Origin of the sequence: Pseudomonas sp. 478, from assembly GCF_003254125.1 — a bacterium.
GTDB lineage: Bacteria > Pseudomonadota > Gammaproteobacteria > Pseudomonadales > Pseudomonadaceae > Aquipseudomonas.
Genome location: NZ_QKZG01000001.1, coordinates 423076 through 438381 on the forward strand (window position 1 = coordinate 423076; position 15306 = coordinate 438381).

General features: G+C 60.4%; 14 protein-coding genes and 1 other RNA gene. 10 read left to right on the forward strand and 5 right to left on the reverse strand.

Annotated features, from left to right (window positions below; genetic code table 11):
• Nucleotides 1-39 precede the first annotated feature (39 nt).
• Nucleotides 40-192, forward strand: coding sequence for a hypothetical protein (locus DFS28_RS02065; RefSeq protein WP_008024268.1), 153 nt, complete (start codon nucleotides 40-42; stop codon nucleotides 190-192).
• Between the two features lie 34 nt (nucleotides 193-226).
• Here DFS28_RS02065 and DFS28_RS02070 read toward each other — a convergent pair whose 3' ends face one another.
• From DFS28_RS02070 to DFS28_RS02085, 4 genes are all read right to left on the reverse strand, one after another.
• Nucleotides 227-832: a 5-formyltetrahydrofolate cyclo-ligase gene (locus DFS28_RS02070; protein WP_111448358.1), complete on the reverse strand. Its 606-nt coding sequence runs from the start codon at nucleotides 830-832 to the stop codon at nucleotides 227-229.
• A gap of 86 nt (nucleotides 833-918) precedes the next feature.
• Nucleotides 919-1097: non-coding RNA, 6S RNA (gene ssrS / locus DFS28_RS02075), on the reverse strand.
• 30 nt (nucleotides 1098-1127) lie between these two features.
• A complete protein-coding gene (locus tag DFS28_RS02080) occupies nucleotides 1128-1445 on the reverse strand; it encodes a cell division protein ZapA (RefSeq protein WP_007942435.1) in 318 nt (105 codons plus the stop codon).
• Nucleotides 1442-1651, reverse strand: coding sequence for a TIGR02449 family protein (locus DFS28_RS02085; protein WP_007982902.1), 210 nt, complete (start codon nucleotides 1649-1651; stop codon nucleotides 1442-1444). Before DFS28_RS02085 ends, DFS28_RS02080 begins: the two co-directional genes overlap by 4 nt.
• Nucleotides 1652-1778: 127 nt before the next feature.
• Between DFS28_RS02085 and DFS28_RS02090 the strand changes: the two genes are divergently transcribed.
• The 8 genes from DFS28_RS02090 to gcvH all read left to right on the forward strand — a co-directional run bounded on the left by DFS28_RS02090 (nucleotide 1779) and on the right by gcvH (nucleotide 10946).
• Nucleotides 1779-2339, forward strand: a complete 561-nt coding sequence (locus DFS28_RS02090) for a YecA family protein (protein ID WP_008150369.1) — start codon at nucleotides 1779-1781, stop codon at nucleotides 2337-2339.
• Nucleotides 2340-2366: 27 nt separating this feature from the next.
• On the forward strand, nucleotides 2367-3701 hold the full coding sequence (gene pepP / locus DFS28_RS02095; protein ID WP_111448359.1) for a Xaa-Pro aminopeptidase: 1335 nt from the start codon (nucleotides 2367-2369) through the stop codon (nucleotides 3699-3701).
• Nucleotides 3698-4885, forward strand: a complete 1188-nt coding sequence (ubiH, locus tag DFS28_RS02100; protein ID WP_111448360.1) for a 2-octaprenyl-6-methoxyphenyl hydroxylase — start codon at nucleotides 3698-3700, stop codon at nucleotides 4883-4885. Before pepP ends, ubiH begins: the two co-directional genes overlap by 4 nt.
• A gap of 115 nt (nucleotides 4886-5000) precedes the next feature.
• The gene (locus tag DFS28_RS02105) at nucleotides 5001-6218 is read left to right on the forward strand and encodes a 2-octaprenyl-3-methyl-6-methoxy-1,4-benzoquinol hydroxylase (protein WP_165933981.1); all 1218 of its coding nucleotides are present in this window, start codon (nucleotides 5001-5003) and stop codon (nucleotides 6216-6218) included.
• 221 nt (nucleotides 6219-6439) lie between these two features.
• Nucleotides 6440-7444 carry an extracellular solute-binding protein gene (locus DFS28_RS02110; protein WP_111448362.1) on the forward strand — a complete coding sequence of 335 codons (1005 nt, stop codon included), beginning with the start codon at nucleotides 6440-6442 and terminating at the stop codon, nucleotides 7442-7444.
• Between the two features lie 212 nt (nucleotides 7445-7656).
• Nucleotides 7657-9273 (forward strand): iron ABC transporter permease, encoded by a 1617-nt coding sequence (locus DFS28_RS02115; RefSeq protein ID WP_111448363.1) that lies wholly within the window; start codon nucleotides 7657-7659, stop codon nucleotides 9271-9273.
• A 156-nt stretch (nucleotides 9274-9429) separates the two neighbouring features.
• Nucleotides 9430-10512 (forward strand): glycine cleavage system aminomethyltransferase GcvT, encoded by a 1083-nt coding sequence (gene gcvT / locus DFS28_RS02120; RefSeq protein ID WP_111448364.1) that lies wholly within the window; start codon nucleotides 9430-9432, stop codon nucleotides 10510-10512.
• Nucleotides 10513-10562: 50 nt separating this feature from the next.
• A complete protein-coding gene (gene gcvH, locus DFS28_RS02125; RefSeq protein ID WP_111448365.1) occupies nucleotides 10563-10946 on the forward strand; it encodes a glycine cleavage system protein GcvH in 384 nt (127 codons plus the stop codon).
• A 114-nt stretch (nucleotides 10947-11060) separates the two neighbouring features.
• Here gcvH and DFS28_RS02130 read toward each other — a convergent pair whose 3' ends face one another.
• On the reverse strand, nucleotides 11061-12200 hold the full coding sequence (locus tag DFS28_RS02130; protein WP_111448366.1) for a DegT/DnrJ/EryC1/StrS aminotransferase family protein: 1140 nt from the start codon (nucleotides 12198-12200) through the stop codon (nucleotides 11061-11063).
• A 154-nt stretch (nucleotides 12201-12354) separates the two neighbouring features.
• Between DFS28_RS02130 and gcvP the strand changes: the two genes are divergently transcribed.
• The gene (gene gcvP, locus DFS28_RS02135; RefSeq protein WP_111448367.1) at nucleotides 12355-15228 is read left to right on the forward strand and encodes an aminomethyl-transferring glycine dehydrogenase; all 2874 of its coding nucleotides are present in this window, start codon (nucleotides 12355-12357) and stop codon (nucleotides 15226-15228) included.
• Nucleotides 15229-15306 lie beyond the last annotated feature (78 nt).

The window sequence follows — 15306 nt, forward strand, 5'->3', positions numbered from 1 at the left end:
CTGCTGTCATCGTGTTGATGTGCCTTTGGGGGGCAATCGATGAAACGCAAACCGGATTTACTATGGATTTTGGTTATTTTGTTCGGCCTCGGCGTCGTGACCACTGGCTATGCCCAAAGCCTGTGGAGCAACAAGACCGACGCTCCGATCGAAATCGCGCAGCAACAACAGCCATCGGCCTTCAAACGCTGAAACTGTCTTCGGACGCCGCTGATTCCAGTGGCGTCTAGCCGGCGAAATACCACGCCTTGTCTGTCACCGTTCCCTGTAACGGCACATCCCAGCTCGCTTGAGCCAATCGTTCGACCTTCTGACATTCATGGGCCAGCCCCAATAGCGTCGGCTTGCGCCAGTTTTTGCGCCGCGCCAGGTACGCCAGGCTCCGGTCGTAGAAACCACCGCCCATCCCAAGACGTCCGCCGACATCGTCAAACCCCACCAGCGGCAGCAACACCAGATCCAGCGCCCAGACTTTGCGTTGCCGGGCGAGATTGTGCATGGGTTCGAGAATACGAAACCGGTTGGGTTTCAGCTTCTCGCCGGGGCGAATTCGCTGGAACACCATTTTGGTTCGTGGCCAGGCGCTGAGCACCGGCAGATAAGTTGCCTTGCCCCGGCGTTGAGCGGCACGCAGCAAAACACGCGGGTCGATTTCACCGTCGGTGGGCAGATACAGGGAAATATGTTTTGCGCGGCGAAACAGAGGTTGCTGGGCCAATTGCTTGTACAGCCCGCGAGCGGCCTGGCGTTGCTGACTGGGCGTCAGTGCGCGGCGGGCCTTGCGCAGCATGCGTCGAAGTTGCGGGCGGGGCAGCAGCGCAGGTTCGGTCATGGATTCGGGCTTCAGAAGGGTAAGTACATAAAGCGTACCCGTAAAAAAGCCGATGCCGGTATTTAAACCGGCATCGGACTGGAATCAGGCTCCCCGGATGAACCGCTGCTGACTTAGCCCTTGAACCCGAAAGTTCAAGGTGGAAGATGCAGTAGGCTTTAAGGCTTTCCGTCTAGCGGACATGCACACCAGCCCAACGTGCAACTTCCAGGGTAGTGCGAATCGGCTCAGGGACGTGGTCAACTGGCAAGCACCCCAGGGAGTGATGCGAGTATACCCCAAGCGGTTTCGCGTTTCAGCCCTTGGTGACGTCCGGATCGGTTGCGAGCACCAGATCGACGCGATCCAGCAGGTCGCGAACCTGCTCACGGGTCGAGCCGCTGGCCTGTACATCCGGGCGTTCTTCCTTGTGCAGGAGATCGTGGGTGATGTTCAGGGCGGCCATCACGGCGATGCGATCGGCGCCGATGACTTTGCCGCTGCTGCGGATTTCGCGCATCTTGCCGTCCAGGTAACGGGCGGCGCTCACCAGGTTGCTGCGCTCTTCCTGGGGGCAGATGATCGAATATTCTTTATCGAGGATCTGCACGGTAACGCTATTGCTTGAACTCATGAGTCTTGCTCCAGGGCCTTGAGGCGCGAAATCATTGATTCGACCTTACGCCGGGCGATTTCGTTCTTTTCAATGAGGTGAGCGCGTTCCTCGCGCCAGGTCTTTTCCTGAGCTAATAGGAGTCCGTTTTGACTCTTTAGTTGCTCGACGCGGGTAATTAGCAGTTCGAGTCTGGCCATCAGCGCTTGCAGGTCGGTGTCTTCCATTGTGTCCACTGAAAATGTGTCAGATGGGTGGTAGCTGGCGGACAGCCTTTAATAGTCTTGGCGAGTCTGTCGATGTAGGATACAGGCCTTCATTCTAGACATAGCGCCGTCTGGCGCCTAGCTGCCCATGCCCATTCAGAATTCTCCGTACCAAGCCTTCGCCAAACTGCTGACTTCCAGCGGTCATAACGTCTCGCCTGCCGAACTGCATGGCCTGTTGCTCGGCCGCAGTTGCGCCGGAGCCGGTTTCGATGCCGAAGGCTGGCTGATCGATGCCGCCGAGCTGCTCGAAAGCGAGCCGCAGGATAATGTCCGCAACGCCTTGATCGGCTTGCAGGAGATGGTCAAGGGCGAGCTCACTGGCGACGACGTGACCGTCGTTCTGCTGCTGCCGACCGATGACGAGCCACTGGCTGACCGTGCCGCCGCACTGGGCCAATGGTGCCAGGGTTTCCTCAGCGGTTTCGGCCTGAACTGCCGTGACAGCAGCATGCTGAGCACCGAGGCCACCGAAGTGCTTCAGGACCTGGCGGCTATTTCGCAGGTGCAAGACGCCTTGGAAGAGTCCGACGACGGCGAAAGCGATTACATGGAAGTGATGGAGTACCTGCGCGTCGCGCCGCTGCTGCTGTTCACCGAAAACAAAAAGCCGGACGCGCCGGCTGCCGCCAAACCGTCGTTGCATTAATCGCGTGAAAGGGAAAGCCATCTGCCCATGATTCATATCCCGAAATCGGAATACAGCCGTCGCCGCAAGGCCCTGATGGCGCAGATGGAACCCAACAGCATCGCCATCCTGCCCGCCGCCGCCGTTGCGATCCGCAACCGCGACGTCGAGCACGTCTACCGTCAGGACAGCGACTTCCAGTACCTCAGCGGTTTTCCCGAACCTCAAGCGGTCATCGTTTTAATGCCGGGGCGTCTGCATGGCGAATACATTCTGTTCTGCCGTGAACGCAATGCCGAACGGGAGTTGTGGGACGGCCTGCGCGCCGGGCAGGAAGGCGCGATTCGCGACTTTGGCGCCGACGACGCCTTTCCCATCACTGACATCGACGACATCCTGCCGGGCCTGATCGAAGGTCGCGACCGGGTGTATTCGGCCATGGGCAGCAACCCGGAATTCGACCGGCACCTGATGGACTGGATCAACGTGATCCGCTCTAAAGCGCACCTCGGCGCCCAGCCGCCGAACGAATTCGTTGCCCTGGATCATCTGCTTCACGACATGCGCCTGTATAAATCGGCGGCAGAAGTGAAGGTGATGCGCGAAGCCGCACGGATTTCCGCACAGGCACACATCCGCGCGATGCAGGCCTGTCGTGTGGGGCTGCATGAGTTCAGCCTCGAAGCCGAACTCGACTACGAATTCCGCAAGGGCGGGGCGAAAATGCCGGCCTACGGTTCGATCGTCGCCGCTGGGCGCAACAGCTGCATCCTGCATTACCAGCAGAATGACGCGGTGCTCAAGGACGGTGATCTGGTGCTGATCGATGCCGGTTGCGAGATCGACTGCTACGCCAGCGACATCACCCGCACCTGGCCGGTCAACGGCAAGTATTCAGCGGAACAGAAGGCAATCTACGAATTGGTGCTGGCGTCACAAGAAGCTGCGTTTGCGGAAATCGCCCCGGACAAACACTGGAATCAGGCCCACGAAGCCACAGTCCGGGTGATTACTGCCGGTCTGGTGAAGTTGGGCCTGTTGCAGGGCGACGTCGACGAGTTGATCGCCAGCGAAGCCTATAAAGCGTTCTACATGCACCGCGCCGGCCACTGGCTGGGCATGGATGTACATGACGTTGGCGAATACAAGGTCGGCGGCGAATGGCGTGTATTGGAAGTCGGCATGGCGCTGACCGTGGAACCGGGCATCTACATTGCCCCGGGCAACCAGAACGTAGCGAAGAAATGGCGCGGCATTGGCGTGCGCATCGAGGACGACGTAGTGGTCACCAAAAGCGGCTGTGAAATCCTGACCAAAGGCGTGCCGAAAACGGTCGCCGAGATCGAGGCCTTGATGGCCGCCGCTCGGACACAAGCGGCATGAGTCGAGTCAATCTGGCAATCATCGGTGGTGGTCTGGTCGGCGCCAGCCTGGCGTTGGCGTTGCAGGCCGGGGCCAAGGCTCGTGGCTGGAAGATCGTGCTGATCGAACCATTTGCCCCCGGCGATACTTATCAACCGAGCTATGACGCCCGTTCCTCGGCGTTGTCCTACGGTGCCAAGCAGATTTATCAACGCCTGGGCGTGTGGCAGGAAATCTCCCGCCGCGCCGAGCCGATCAAACAGATCCATGTCTCCGACCGTGGACGCTTCTCCACCGCGCGATTGTCGGCGATGGAAGAGGGCGTTCCGGCGCTGGGTTATGTGGTGGAAAACGCCTGGCTCGGCCAATGCCTCTGGCAGGGGCTGGACAAGGACGTGATCAGCTGGCGTTGCCCGGCGGAAGTCACGCGCATGGAGCCGCTGATCGATGGCTATCGCCTGACCCTCAACGACGAAACCACGCTGGAATGCGAGCTTGCGGTGCTGGCTGATGGCGGCCGTTCCGGCCTGCGCGAGCAACTGGGGATCGGCATCAAAAAGCGCCCGTATAACCAGAGCGCGTTGATCGCCAACATCACCCCGAGTGAAGCGCACAACGGCATGGCCTTCGAGCGTTTCACCGATGACGGGCCGATGGCCTTGTTGCCGTTGCCGGAAAACCGCTGCGCACTGGTCTGGACCCGCCAGGGGATGGACGCGCAACGGCTGGCGGCCCTCGATGAAAAGAGCTTCCTCAGCGAGTTGCAGGGCGTGTTCGGTTATCGCCTCGGCACTTTGAAGCAGGTTGGCGCGCGGCATTTGTACCCGCTGACATTGATCGAGGCCGAGGAGCAGGTGCGTCCGCACCTGGCGATTCTCGGCAATGCTGCCCACAGCCTGCACCCGATTGCCGGGCAAGGTTTCAACCTGTCCTTGCGTGATGCTCAAGCGCTGGCCGATGCATTGCTGGCCAGCGAAACATCTCCCGGCGACTTTGCGACCTTGCAGGCCTACCGCGAGCGTCAGCGTCTGGATCAGAACCTGACCGTGGGTTTCTCCGATCAGGTCACCCGTTTGTTCGGTAGTACTCAACCATTGGTTTCCCTGGGCCGCAACATCGGTCTGCTCGGGCTGGACCTGTTGCCGCCGGCCAAACGCTGGTTCGCGCGACAGGCCATGGGTTTGGGTACGCGTCCCGATGCTTAAGTGGCTGGCCAATACGTTCGGCAGCTTCTACCTGCCGAACCTCGGCGCCGGCACTTTGGTTAAATCCCTTTATAGGCGGCTCAAGCCGCAAGCGAGACAGGCTTAAAGCATGGAAATGCGCGCAGATCTGCTGATTGTCGGGGCCGGAATGGTCGGCAGCGCCCTGGCGCTGGCGTTGCAGGACAGCGGGCTGGAAGTCCTGCTGCTGGACGGCAGCCCCATGAGCGTCAAACCCTTCGATGCTCAGGCTTCGTTCGAGCCGCGAGTCAGCGCCTTATCGATTGCCAGCCAGCGGATTCTTGATCGTCTGGGCGTCTGGGACGGCATCGCCAAACGGCGCAGCAGCCCCTACACCGACATGCAGGTTTGGGACGGCAGTGGCACCGGGCAAATCCATTTTTCGGCAGCCAGTGTGCATGCCGACGTGCTGGGGCATATCGTCGAGAACCGCGTGGTTCAGGACGCCTTGCTCGACCGCTTGCACGACTGCGATCTCGGCATGTTGGCCAACGCGCGCCTGGAGCAAATGCGTCGTTCCGGCGATGACTGGCTGCTGACCCTGGCCGATGGCCGCACCTTGCGCGCACCTTTGGTGATCGCAGCAGATGGCGCCAATTCCGCCGTTCGGCGTCTGACCGGCATGGCGACGCGCGAGTGGGACTACCTGCACCACGCGATTGTCACCAGCGTGCGCAGCGCCAAACCTCATCAACTGACCGCGTGGCAGCGCTTCACCGACAACGGTCCGCTGGCGTTTTTGCCGCTGGAGCGTGACGGTCAGCAGGATTGGTGTTCGATCGTCTGGTCGACCACCCCGAGCGAAGCCGAACACCTGATGGCGCTGGATGACGACGGTTTCTGCAAAGAACTGGAGCGGGCCTTCGAAGGCCGACTCGGCAAGGTGCTCAGCGCCGACCCGCGTCTGTGCGTACCGCTGCGCCAGCGTCATGCCAAGCGTTATGTGGCTGAAGGTTTGGCGTTGATCGGTGATGCGGCGCACACCATTCACCCCTTGGCCGGGCAGGGCGTGAACCTTGGTTTTCTCGATGCCGCCGTGCTGGCCGAAGTGCTGTTGCAAGCGGCCGCGCGTGGCGAGCGTCTGGCGGATGTGAAAGTGCTCAGCCGTTACGAACGTCGGCGCATGCCCCACAACCTGGCGTTGATGGCGGCGATGGAAGGCTTCGAGCGCCTGTTCCAGGCTGATCCGTTGCCGATTCGCTGGTTGCGCAATGCCGGGTTGAAGATGGTCGACCAAATGCCCGAAGCCAAGGCCCTGTTCGTGCGTGAGGCGCTGGGGTTGACCGGGGATCTGCCAGCTCTCGCCAAGGCCTGAGATTTTCGCTGAGGCTGATGGCCTCTTCGCGAGCAAGCCCGCTCCCACATGGGAATGCATTTCAACTGTGGGAGCGGGATTGCTCGCGAAGACGTCAGTACATCCACCACACATTCCAACTTGTGCAACATCTGGTAACTCCTCCACAAACAGTTCGATTGAGAAGCTAAATGTGAGTCCATATCATTTGGCTTCAATTTTTCAATCGAGAGATCGCTCCCATGTTGGCACCGAAGCGTCTACTGACCGCGCTCGCCCTGACCCTGATTGGCAGCACTGCTGCCCAGGCCGCTGACGAGGTGGTGGTTTACTCCTCGCGTATCGACGAGCTGATCAAGCCGGTCTTCGATGCCTACACCGCGAAAACCGGCGTGCAGGTGAAGTTCATCACCGACAAGGAAGCGCCGCTGATGCAGCGGATCAAGGCCGAGGGCGAGAACGCCACCGCGGACCTGCTGCTGACCGTCGATGCCGGCAACCTCTGGCAAGCCGAGCAAATGGGCATCCTGCAACCGTTCACTTCCAAGGTGATCGACGCAAACATCCCGTTGCAATACCGCTCATCCGCCCATGCCTGGACAGGCCTGAGCCTGCGGGCGAGGACCATCGCTTACTCCACCGATCGAGTGAAACCCGGTGAGTTGACCACCTACGAAGGTCTGGCCGACAAGAACTGGGAAGGCCGCCTGTGCCTGCGCACGGCGAAGAAGGTCTACAACCAGTCCCTGACCGCCACCATGATCGAAGTCCATGGCGCCGACAAAACCGAGAAGATTCTCAAGGGCTGGGTGAATAACCTGTCCACCGATGTGTTCTCGGATGACATCGCGGTGCTGGAGGCCATCAACGCGGGTCAATGCGACGTCGGCATCGTCAACACGTACTACTACGGTCGTCTGCACAAGCAGAAGCCTGATCTGGCCGTGAAGTTGTTCTGGCCAAACCAGGGTGACCGTGGCGTGCACGTGAACCTGTCGGGCATCGGCCTGACCAAACATGCTCCGCACCCGGAAGCGGCCAAGGCCCTGGTGGAGTGGATGACCACACCTGAAGCACAGAAGATCTTTGCTGACGTGAACCAGGAATTCCCGGCCAACCCTGCGGTTCAGCCTTCTGCAGAAGTGGCGAGTTGGGGCAAGTTTGTGGCTGATACGTTGCCGGTGGAAATTGCCGGCAAGCGTCAGGCGGAAGCGATTCGCATGATGGATCGGGCAGGCTGGAACTGAGTCCACTGTTATTGTGGCGAGCGGCTACCTGTGGCGAGGGAGCTTGCTCCCGCTGGGCTGCGAAGCGGTCCCGTTGGCGTCGACAGGTCAGGATCGAGATGATCTGATAACCTCCTGCGGCTGCTTCGCACCCGAGCGGGAGCAAGCTCCCTCGCCACAAAATGGAGCCGACTTCAGGTTAGAGTCGGCCCAATATTTTCTAGAGAATTTCCTTGGCCCACCCCGCCCAACGCCGCTGGTACCCCCTGGTCTTCGCCATCGCTGCGCTGGTCCTGCTACCCCTCAGCGTTTTGCTGTTGTCATGGCAAACCATCGATCATCAAATCTGGTCCCACTTGTGGGATACCCAGATGCCGCGCCTGCTGGGCAATACCCTGACCCTGGTACTCGGTGTCGGTATCGGCGTGACGCTCTTGGGCGTTAGCCTGGCCTGGCTCACCAGTCTCTGCGAATTCCCCGGTCGGCGTTGGCTGGACTGGGCGCTGATGCTGCCATTCGCCATTCCCGCCTATGTGCTGGCATTCGTCTTCGTCGGCCTGTTGGACTTTGCCGGCCCCGTGCAAACCCTGTTGCGCGAATGGTTCGGCTCGGGCTTGAGGTTGCCGCGCGTGCGCTCCACCGGCGGCGTGATTCTGGTCCTCGTGCTGGTCTTTTATCCCTACGTTTATTTGTTGGCGCGAACCGCGTTCCTGGCTCAGGGCAAAGGCTTGATGGAAGCGGCGCGAGTCCTGGGGCAATCCCCGTGGCAAGCGTTCTGGCGAGTCGCGCTGCCCATGGCGCGCCCGGCCATCGGCGCTGGCGTGGCGCTGGCGTTGATGGAAACCCTGGCGGATTTCGGTGCGGTGTCGGTGTTCAACTTCGACACGTTCACGACCGCCATCTACAAGACCTGGTACGGATTTTTCAGCCTCTCCACCGCCGCGCAACTGGCCAGCCTGTTGCTGCTGGTGGTGATGGTCGTGCTGTACGGCGAGCGCCGTGCTCGCGGGGCCAACCGGGCGAGTAACGAACGACCACGGGTCAAGGCGCTGTATCACCTGCGCGGTTTCAAGGCGCTGGCGGCCATGAGTTGGTGCGGTTTGATATTCGCCTGCGCTTTCGTCATTCCAGTGCTTCAACTGGTGGCGTGGTTCTGGCAGCGCGGCCGCTTTGACCTGGATGAGCGTTACGCGGGGCTGATCGTCCATACGTTGTACCTGGGCGGCATGGCGGCGCTGATTACCGTCAGTGTTGCTTTAGTGCTGGCGTTTGCCGGGCGTCTGGCCCCGACCCGCGCGATCCGCTCCGGCATCAGTCTGGCCAATCTCGGCTACGCCTTGCCAGGCTCGGTGCTGGCGGTGTCGATCATGCTGGCGTTCAGTTACCTGGACCGCGAACTGGTGATCCCGTTGTCGGGTTGGCTGGGGGGTGCCGGCAAGCCATTGCTGCTGGGCAGCCTGTCGGCGTTGTTGCTGGCCTATCTGGTGCGTTTCATCGCGGTGGCTTATGGGCCGCTGGAAAGCAGTCTGGCGCGAATACGGCCATCTTTGCCCGAAGCGGCACGTAGCCTTGGCGTCAGTGGGCCACGACTGTTTTTCAAAGTGTATCTGCCGTTATTGCTGCCAGGAACGTTGAGCGCCGCGTTGCTGGTGTTCGTCGATGTGCTCAAGGAAATGCCCGCGACCCTTCTGATGCGCCCGTTTGGCTGGGACACGCTGGCGGTGCGGATCTTCGAAATGACTAGCGAAGGCGAATGGGCGAGGGCCTCGTTGCCGGCACTGACCCTGGTTTTGGTTGGGTTGTTACCAGTCATCGGATTGATTCGACGTTCAGCGCATCGAAACGCCTAGGTGCCAGTCCTACACCTTGAGGCTACAATGCGCGGCATTCGGTGCGGTCCGTCCTACGGATCAGGTAGCTGAAATCGGCTGAAAGCCTTCTATTTCAAGGCTTTCACTCCGTGCAGCACCGGCCCGCACCTTCGCCACGCCCGGAAGGAGAAACCCATGGGACTGCGCACGCCTCTGTATGACCTTCATCTCGCCCTCGGCGCGAAGATGGTCGATTTTGGCGGTTGGGATATGCCTTTGCATTACGGCTCGCAGGTCGAGGAACACCATCAGGTGCGCCGCGATTGCGGGGTTTTCGATGTATCCCACATGACCGTGATCGATGTCAGCGGCCCTCAGGCCAAGTCCTGGCTCCAGCATTTGCTGGCCAATGACGTCGAACGTCTGCACAGCCCTGGCCGTGCCTTGTACAGCACTATGCTCAACGATCGCGGCGGCATCGTCGACGACATGATCGTCTACCGTCTCGAGGAGGGTTATCGGCTGGTGGTCAACGCCTCCACCCGCAATCAGGACCTCGCCTGGATGCAGGCTCACCTCGAAGGTTTCAAGGTGCAGCTCAACGAGCGCTCCGAGTTGGCGATGCTGGCCATTCAAGGTCCTCAGGCCCGGCACAAAATCTCCGAGCTGGTGACCCAGTCCCGCGGCAACCTGATTCAGATGCTCAAGCCCTTCGAAGGCCAGGCCGATGGTGACTGGTTTATCGCACGCACGGGTTACACCGGCGAAGATGGCCTGGAAATCGTTCTGCCAGCCAATCAAGCGCCAGGATTCTTCAACGATCTGGTGGGCGCGGGCATCTCGCCGATCGGCCTCGGGGCGCGCGATACGCTGCGGGTCGAAGCCGGTATGAACCTCTACGGCCAGGACATTCATCAAGACGTTTCACCACTGGCTTCCAACATGGCCTGGAGCATTGCGTGGGAACCGGCCACTCGCCAGTTCATCGGGCGCAGCGCTCTTGAAGCCGAGCGGGCGGGTGGCGTGCAGCACAAACTGGTCGGTCTGGTCCTTGAGGAGCGTGGGGTTTTGCGCGCTCATCAAGTTGTCCGCATCGCCAATGTTGGCGAAGGGGAGATCACCAGTGGTAGTTTCTCTCCTACGCTTAGCAAGTCGATTGCACTGGCGCGCGTGCCGATGGCGACAGCCGACCGCGCAGAAGTGGAAATCCGTGGCAAGTGGTACCCGGTCCGAGTGGTCAAACCGACCTTCGTACGCCATGGCAAAACCTTGATCTAACCTTTTTTGGCGGGCAACGACCGCTGACAATACTCTTGAGGACACAGAACATGAGCGATATTCCTGCCGACCTGCGTTTTGCCGAAAGTCACGAGTGGGCCCGTCTCGAAGCCGATGGCAGCGTTACCGTGGGCATCAGCGATCACGCTCAGGAAGCCTTGGGCGACGTGGTGTTCGTTGAGCTGACCGAAGTCGGAACAGTCTTCGCTGCCGGTGATCAGTCCGGTGTGGTGGAGTCGGTTAAAGCCGCTTCGGACATCTACTCCCCGGTGGCCGGTGAAGTGATTGCGATCAACGAAGAACTGAGCGCCAACCCTGAGCTGCTCAACTCCGACCCGTACGGTGCCTGGATCTTCAAGCTCAAGCCAAGCAACGCGGCTGACCTGGACAAGCTGCTGGACGCCGCCGGCTATAAAGCCGCCATCGGCGAATAATCGTCGCCTTGCGAAATCTATGTGGGAGCGAGCCTGCTCGCGAAAGCGGTGTGTCAGCAAACAGTTATGCCAACTGACACTCCCACTTCGCGAGCAGGCTCGCTCCCACAGGGTCTATGGATTTAGCACTGACTTCACCGCTGCGACTGACCGCTCGACATCCGCTTTAGTCATGGCGGTGAACATCGGCAGTGAAACGATCAGGCGACCGACCCGCTCGGCGACCGGGAACATGCCCTCCTTGAACCCGCGTTCGCGGTAAAGACTCAGCAGGTGAATCGGCGGGTAGTGATAGCCGATACCAACCCCCAGTGCCTGCATCTGCTCCATGAAAGTAGCCCGTGCCGGTTGGCCATCCCTGCGCTCAGGCAGCACCAGCTGAAACAAATGCCAGTTGCTGTTCTCGAAATCCGCCGGGGGCAGTTGAGCCCCATACAACGCTTCGAAATCCTCACCAAAACAAGCGAAATAGTGCCTGGCCAGTTCACGGCGATGGGTTGTGATTGCATCGATGTGAGCAAATTGTCCAAGGCCGATGGCCGCCGCAACGTCGGTCATGTTGAACTTGCCGCCCAGCACATCGACATCCAGACCATCGAAGCCGCTACGGGTGACGCCCTGTAGACGGTACTTTTGCGCCAGTTGCACTTCCTCGTCATTGTTCAATACCAGGCAACCGCCCTCTGACGAGGTGACGTTTTTGTTTGCCTGGAAACTGAAGGACACGAAATCGCCGGTCGAGCCAATGCGCTGGCCGTTCCAGCTCGAACCCAAGGCTTGCGCGGCGTCTTCGACAATCCGCAATCCGTGTTTTTTGGCGATCGCATACAACCGGCTCATGTCCACCGGCAAACCGGCGAGGTACACAGGAATGATCGCTTTGGTGCGCGGGGTGATTGCCGCTTCCAGCTGATCCAGATCGAGGTTGCGGGTGATCGGGTCAATGTCGGCAAACACCGGCGTAGCGCCGACTTCGAGAATGACGTTGGCGGTGGCCACCCAGGAAATCGGTGTGGTGATCACTTCATCGCCCGGCCCGATACCGGCAATGCGCAAGGCGATCTCCATGGTGCAGGTGCCGGAATTGAAGGTGCGCACCGGGCGCCCACCGAAATACTCCGAGAGTTGTTGTTCAAAGGCCTGAACCTTGGGGCCGCTGGTAATCCAGCCCGAGCGCAATACGTCACCCACAGCGGCAATCGTGGCTTCGTCGATGGTGGGTTTGGAGAATGGCAGGAAAGGCAGTTGGCTCATAAATACAGTCACCTGATCAGCGGACATTGGGCAGATGCCGAGCATTCTGATCCGCAATGATCGTTGGCGCCAATCCATCCGCTCGGGTATCGACTGCTATGCTGGTTTGACCGTGTTGCATCGACGTTGAGCGCCAGTCAAGAGAGAGCCCGTCATGTCCCAGTTGCCGTCCTTGAGCCAGTTACGCGACCCTAATGCCTTCCTTCGCCGCCACCTCGGGCCCGATGCCGCCGAACAACAGGCGATGCTCGACAGCCTCGGCCTCGGCAGCCGGGTCGAGTTGATCGAGCAGACGGTGCCGCCAGGAATCCGCCTGAACAGGCCGCTCGACCTGCCACCCGCCCTCGATGAAGAAGCCGCGCTGGCCAAACTGCGTGGTTACGCCGAGCAAAATCAGGTCTGGACCAGCCTGATCGGCATGGGCTACCACGGCACCCTCACGCCGGCCGTCATTGTGCGCAACGTGCTGGAAAATCCCGGTTGGTACACCGCGTACACACCCTATCAACCAGAGATCGCCCAAGGGCGGCTCGAAGCGCTGCTGAACTTCCAGCAATTGACCATCGACCTCACGGGCCTGGAACTGGCCAACGCCTCGCTGCTGGACGAAGCCACGGCGGCGGCGGAAGCCATGGCACTGGCCAAGCGTGTCGCCAAGTCCAGAAGCAATCTGTTCTTCGTCGACGAAAACTGTCATCCGCAGACCATTTCCGTGGTGCAGACCCGAGCACAAGGGTTCGGCTTCGAGCTGATCATCGATTCTGTGGATAACTTGAAACAGCACCAGGTGTTCGGCGCGCTCCTGCAATACCCCGACACTCACGGCGAGATCCGCGATCTTCGTCCCTTGATCGATCATCTGCATGCGCAGCAAGCCTTGGCGTGTGTCGCCACCGATCTGCTGAGTCTGCTGTTGCTGACGCCGCCGGGGGAGTTGGGTGCCGACGTGGTGTTCGGTTCATCCCAGCGTTTCGGCGTGCCCATGGGTTACGGCGGCCCTCACGCGGCGTTTTTTGCCAGTCGCGATGAATACAAACGGGCGATTCCCGGGCGGATCATCGGCGTGTCGAAGGACGCTCGCGGCAACGTCGCCCTGCGCATGGCCCTGCAAACCCGCGAGCAACATATCCGCCGGGAGAAAGCTAACTCGAACATTTGTACCGCGCAGGTGCTGCTGGCCAACATTGCCAGTTTCTATGCGGTCTACCACGGTCCGGAAGGGCTCAAACGCATTGCCCAACGCGTCCATCGGCTGACCAGCATCCTCGCCGCTGGCCTGGAGCGCCACGGCATCACCCGCCTCAACACACACTTTTTCGACACGCTGACGCTGGAAGTCGGTGGTACTCAGACCGCAATCATCGAAAGTGCCCAGGCCGCGCAGATCAATTTGCGCATTCTCGGGCGCGGGCGGTTGGGGTTGAGCCTTGATGAAACCTCTGACGAATCCACCGTCGCGAAGTTGTTTGATGTGTTCCTCGGTTCCGATCATGGGCTTAACGTCGACGAACTGGACGCTGAAGCTCTTGTTTCCGGCATTCCCGCAGGTCTGCTGCGTACCTCGTCTTATCTGCGTCACCCGGTGTTCAGCGCCCATCACAGCGAAACCGAGATGCTGCGCTACCTCAAGCAACTGGAGAACAAGGACCTGGCGCTCAATCAATCGATGATCCCGCTGGGCTCCTGCACCATGAAGCTCAACGCCACCAGCGAGATGATCCCGATCACGTGGCCGCAGTTCGCCAACCTGCACCCGTTCGTGCCGAAAGAGCAGGCGGTCGGTTATTCGCTGATGATCGAAGAACTGCAGCGTTGGCTCTGCGCGATTACCGGTTTCGACGCGATCTGCATGCAACCCAACTCGGGCGCCCAAGGCGAGTACGCCGGGTTGCTGGCGATCCGCAAATATCACGAGAGTCGACATGAGGGCGCTCGGGATATCTGCCTGATTCCGTCCTCGGCCCATGGCACCAACCCGGCTTCGGCGCAGATGGCCGGCATGCGCGTGGTGATCGTCGAATGCGACGAGGCGGGCAACGTTGATCTGGATGACCTCAAAGGCAAGGCCGCAGAGGCCGCAGATAAACTCGCCTGCCTGATGGCGACGTATCCTTCGACCCACGGTGTATACGAGGAAGGCATCAGCGAAATCTGTGAAGTTATCCACAGCCACGGTGGCCAGGTTTATATGGATGGCGCCAATCTCAACGCTCAGGTCGGACTGGCGCGCCCGGCGGACATTGGCGCCGACGTGTCCCACATGAACCTGCACAAGACTTTCTGCATCCCCCATGGTGGCGGCGGGCCGGGCATGGGGCCGATTGGTGTGCGCGCGCATCTGGCGCCGTTCGTGGCCAACCATCCGGTGGTGCCGATTGACGGGCCGCTGGCGCAAAACGGCGCAATCAGTGCGGCGCCTTGGGGCAGCGCGAGCATCCTGCCGATCAGCTGGATGTACATCGCGATGATGGGACCGCAATTGGCGGATGCCAGTGAGGTGGCGATCCTCGCCGCGAATTACCTGGCGCAGCACTTGTCCGGGGCGTTCCCGGTGCTCTACACCGGGCGCAACGAGCGGGTGGCTCACGAATGCATTCTTGACCTGCGGCCACTCAAGACGCTGACCGGGATCAGCGAGGAGGACGTCGCCAAGCGGCTGATGGACTACGGCTTCCATGCGCCGACCATGTCGTTTCCGGTGCCGGGAACGTTGATGGTGGAGCCCACCGAAAGTGAATCGAAGGCAGAGCTGGACCGGTTTATCGGGGCGATGCTGAGTATCCGCGCGGAAATCACCGAGGTGCAGAACGGCAACTGGCCGGCCGATGACAACCCGCTGAAACGTTCACCGCATACCCTGGCGGACATCACCGGGGTTTGGGAGCGGTCCTATAGCATCGAGCAGGCGGTGACGCCGGATGCTCACACCAAGGCGCACAAGTACTGGCCGGTGGTGAACCGGGTGGATAACGTTTACGGCGATCGCAATTTGTTCTGTGCCTGTGTGCCGGTAGACGATTACCGCTGATCTCCCGGGAGATACACATCCCATGTGGGAGCGGGCTTGCTCGCGAAGGCGGTATGTCAGCCAACATCATTTTGAATG

Excerpts from the sequence above, each read along its gene's own strand:
- DFS28_RS02065 (WP_008024268.1), top strand. The coding sequence starts at position 40 with ATGAAACGCAAACCGGATTTACTATGGATTTTGGTTATTTTGTTCGGC.
- DFS28_RS02070 (WP_111448358.1), bottom strand. The coding sequence starts at position 832 with ATGACCGAACCTGCGCTGCTGCCCCGCCCGCAACTTCGACGCATGCTG.
- DFS28_RS02080 (WP_007942435.1), bottom strand. The coding sequence starts at position 1,445 with ATGAGTTCAAGCAATAGCGTTACCGTGCAGATCCTCGATAAAGAATAT.
- DFS28_RS02085 (WP_007982902.1), bottom strand. The coding sequence starts at position 1,651 with ATGGAAGACACCGACCTGCAAGCGCTGATGGCCAGACTCGAACTGCTA.
- DFS28_RS02090 (WP_008150369.1), top strand. The coding sequence starts at position 1,779 with ATGCCCATTCAGAATTCTCCGTACCAAGCCTTCGCCAAACTGCTGACT.
- pepP (WP_111448359.1), top strand. The coding sequence starts at position 2,367 with ATGATTCATATCCCGAAATCGGAATACAGCCGTCGCCGCAAGGCCCTG.
- ubiH (WP_111448360.1), top strand. The coding sequence starts at position 3,698 with ATGAGTCGAGTCAATCTGGCAATCATCGGTGGTGGTCTGGTCGGCGCC.
- DFS28_RS02105 (WP_165933981.1), top strand. The coding sequence starts at position 5,001 with ATGCGCGCAGATCTGCTGATTGTCGGGGCCGGAATGGTCGGCAGCGCC.
- DFS28_RS02110 (WP_111448362.1), top strand. The coding sequence starts at position 6,440 with ATGTTGGCACCGAAGCGTCTACTGACCGCGCTCGCCCTGACCCTGATT.
- gcvT (WP_111448364.1), top strand. The coding sequence starts at position 9,430 with ATGGGACTGCGCACGCCTCTGTATGACCTTCATCTCGCCCTCGGCGCG.
- gcvH (WP_111448365.1), top strand. The coding sequence starts at position 10,563 with ATGAGCGATATTCCTGCCGACCTGCGTTTTGCCGAAAGTCACGAGTGG.
- DFS28_RS02130 (WP_111448366.1), bottom strand. The coding sequence starts at position 12,200 with ATGAGCCAACTGCCTTTCCTGCCATTCTCCAAACCCACCATCGACGAA.
- gcvP (WP_111448367.1), top strand. The coding sequence starts at position 12,355 with ATGTCCCAGTTGCCGTCCTTGAGCCAGTTACGCGACCCTAATGCCTTC.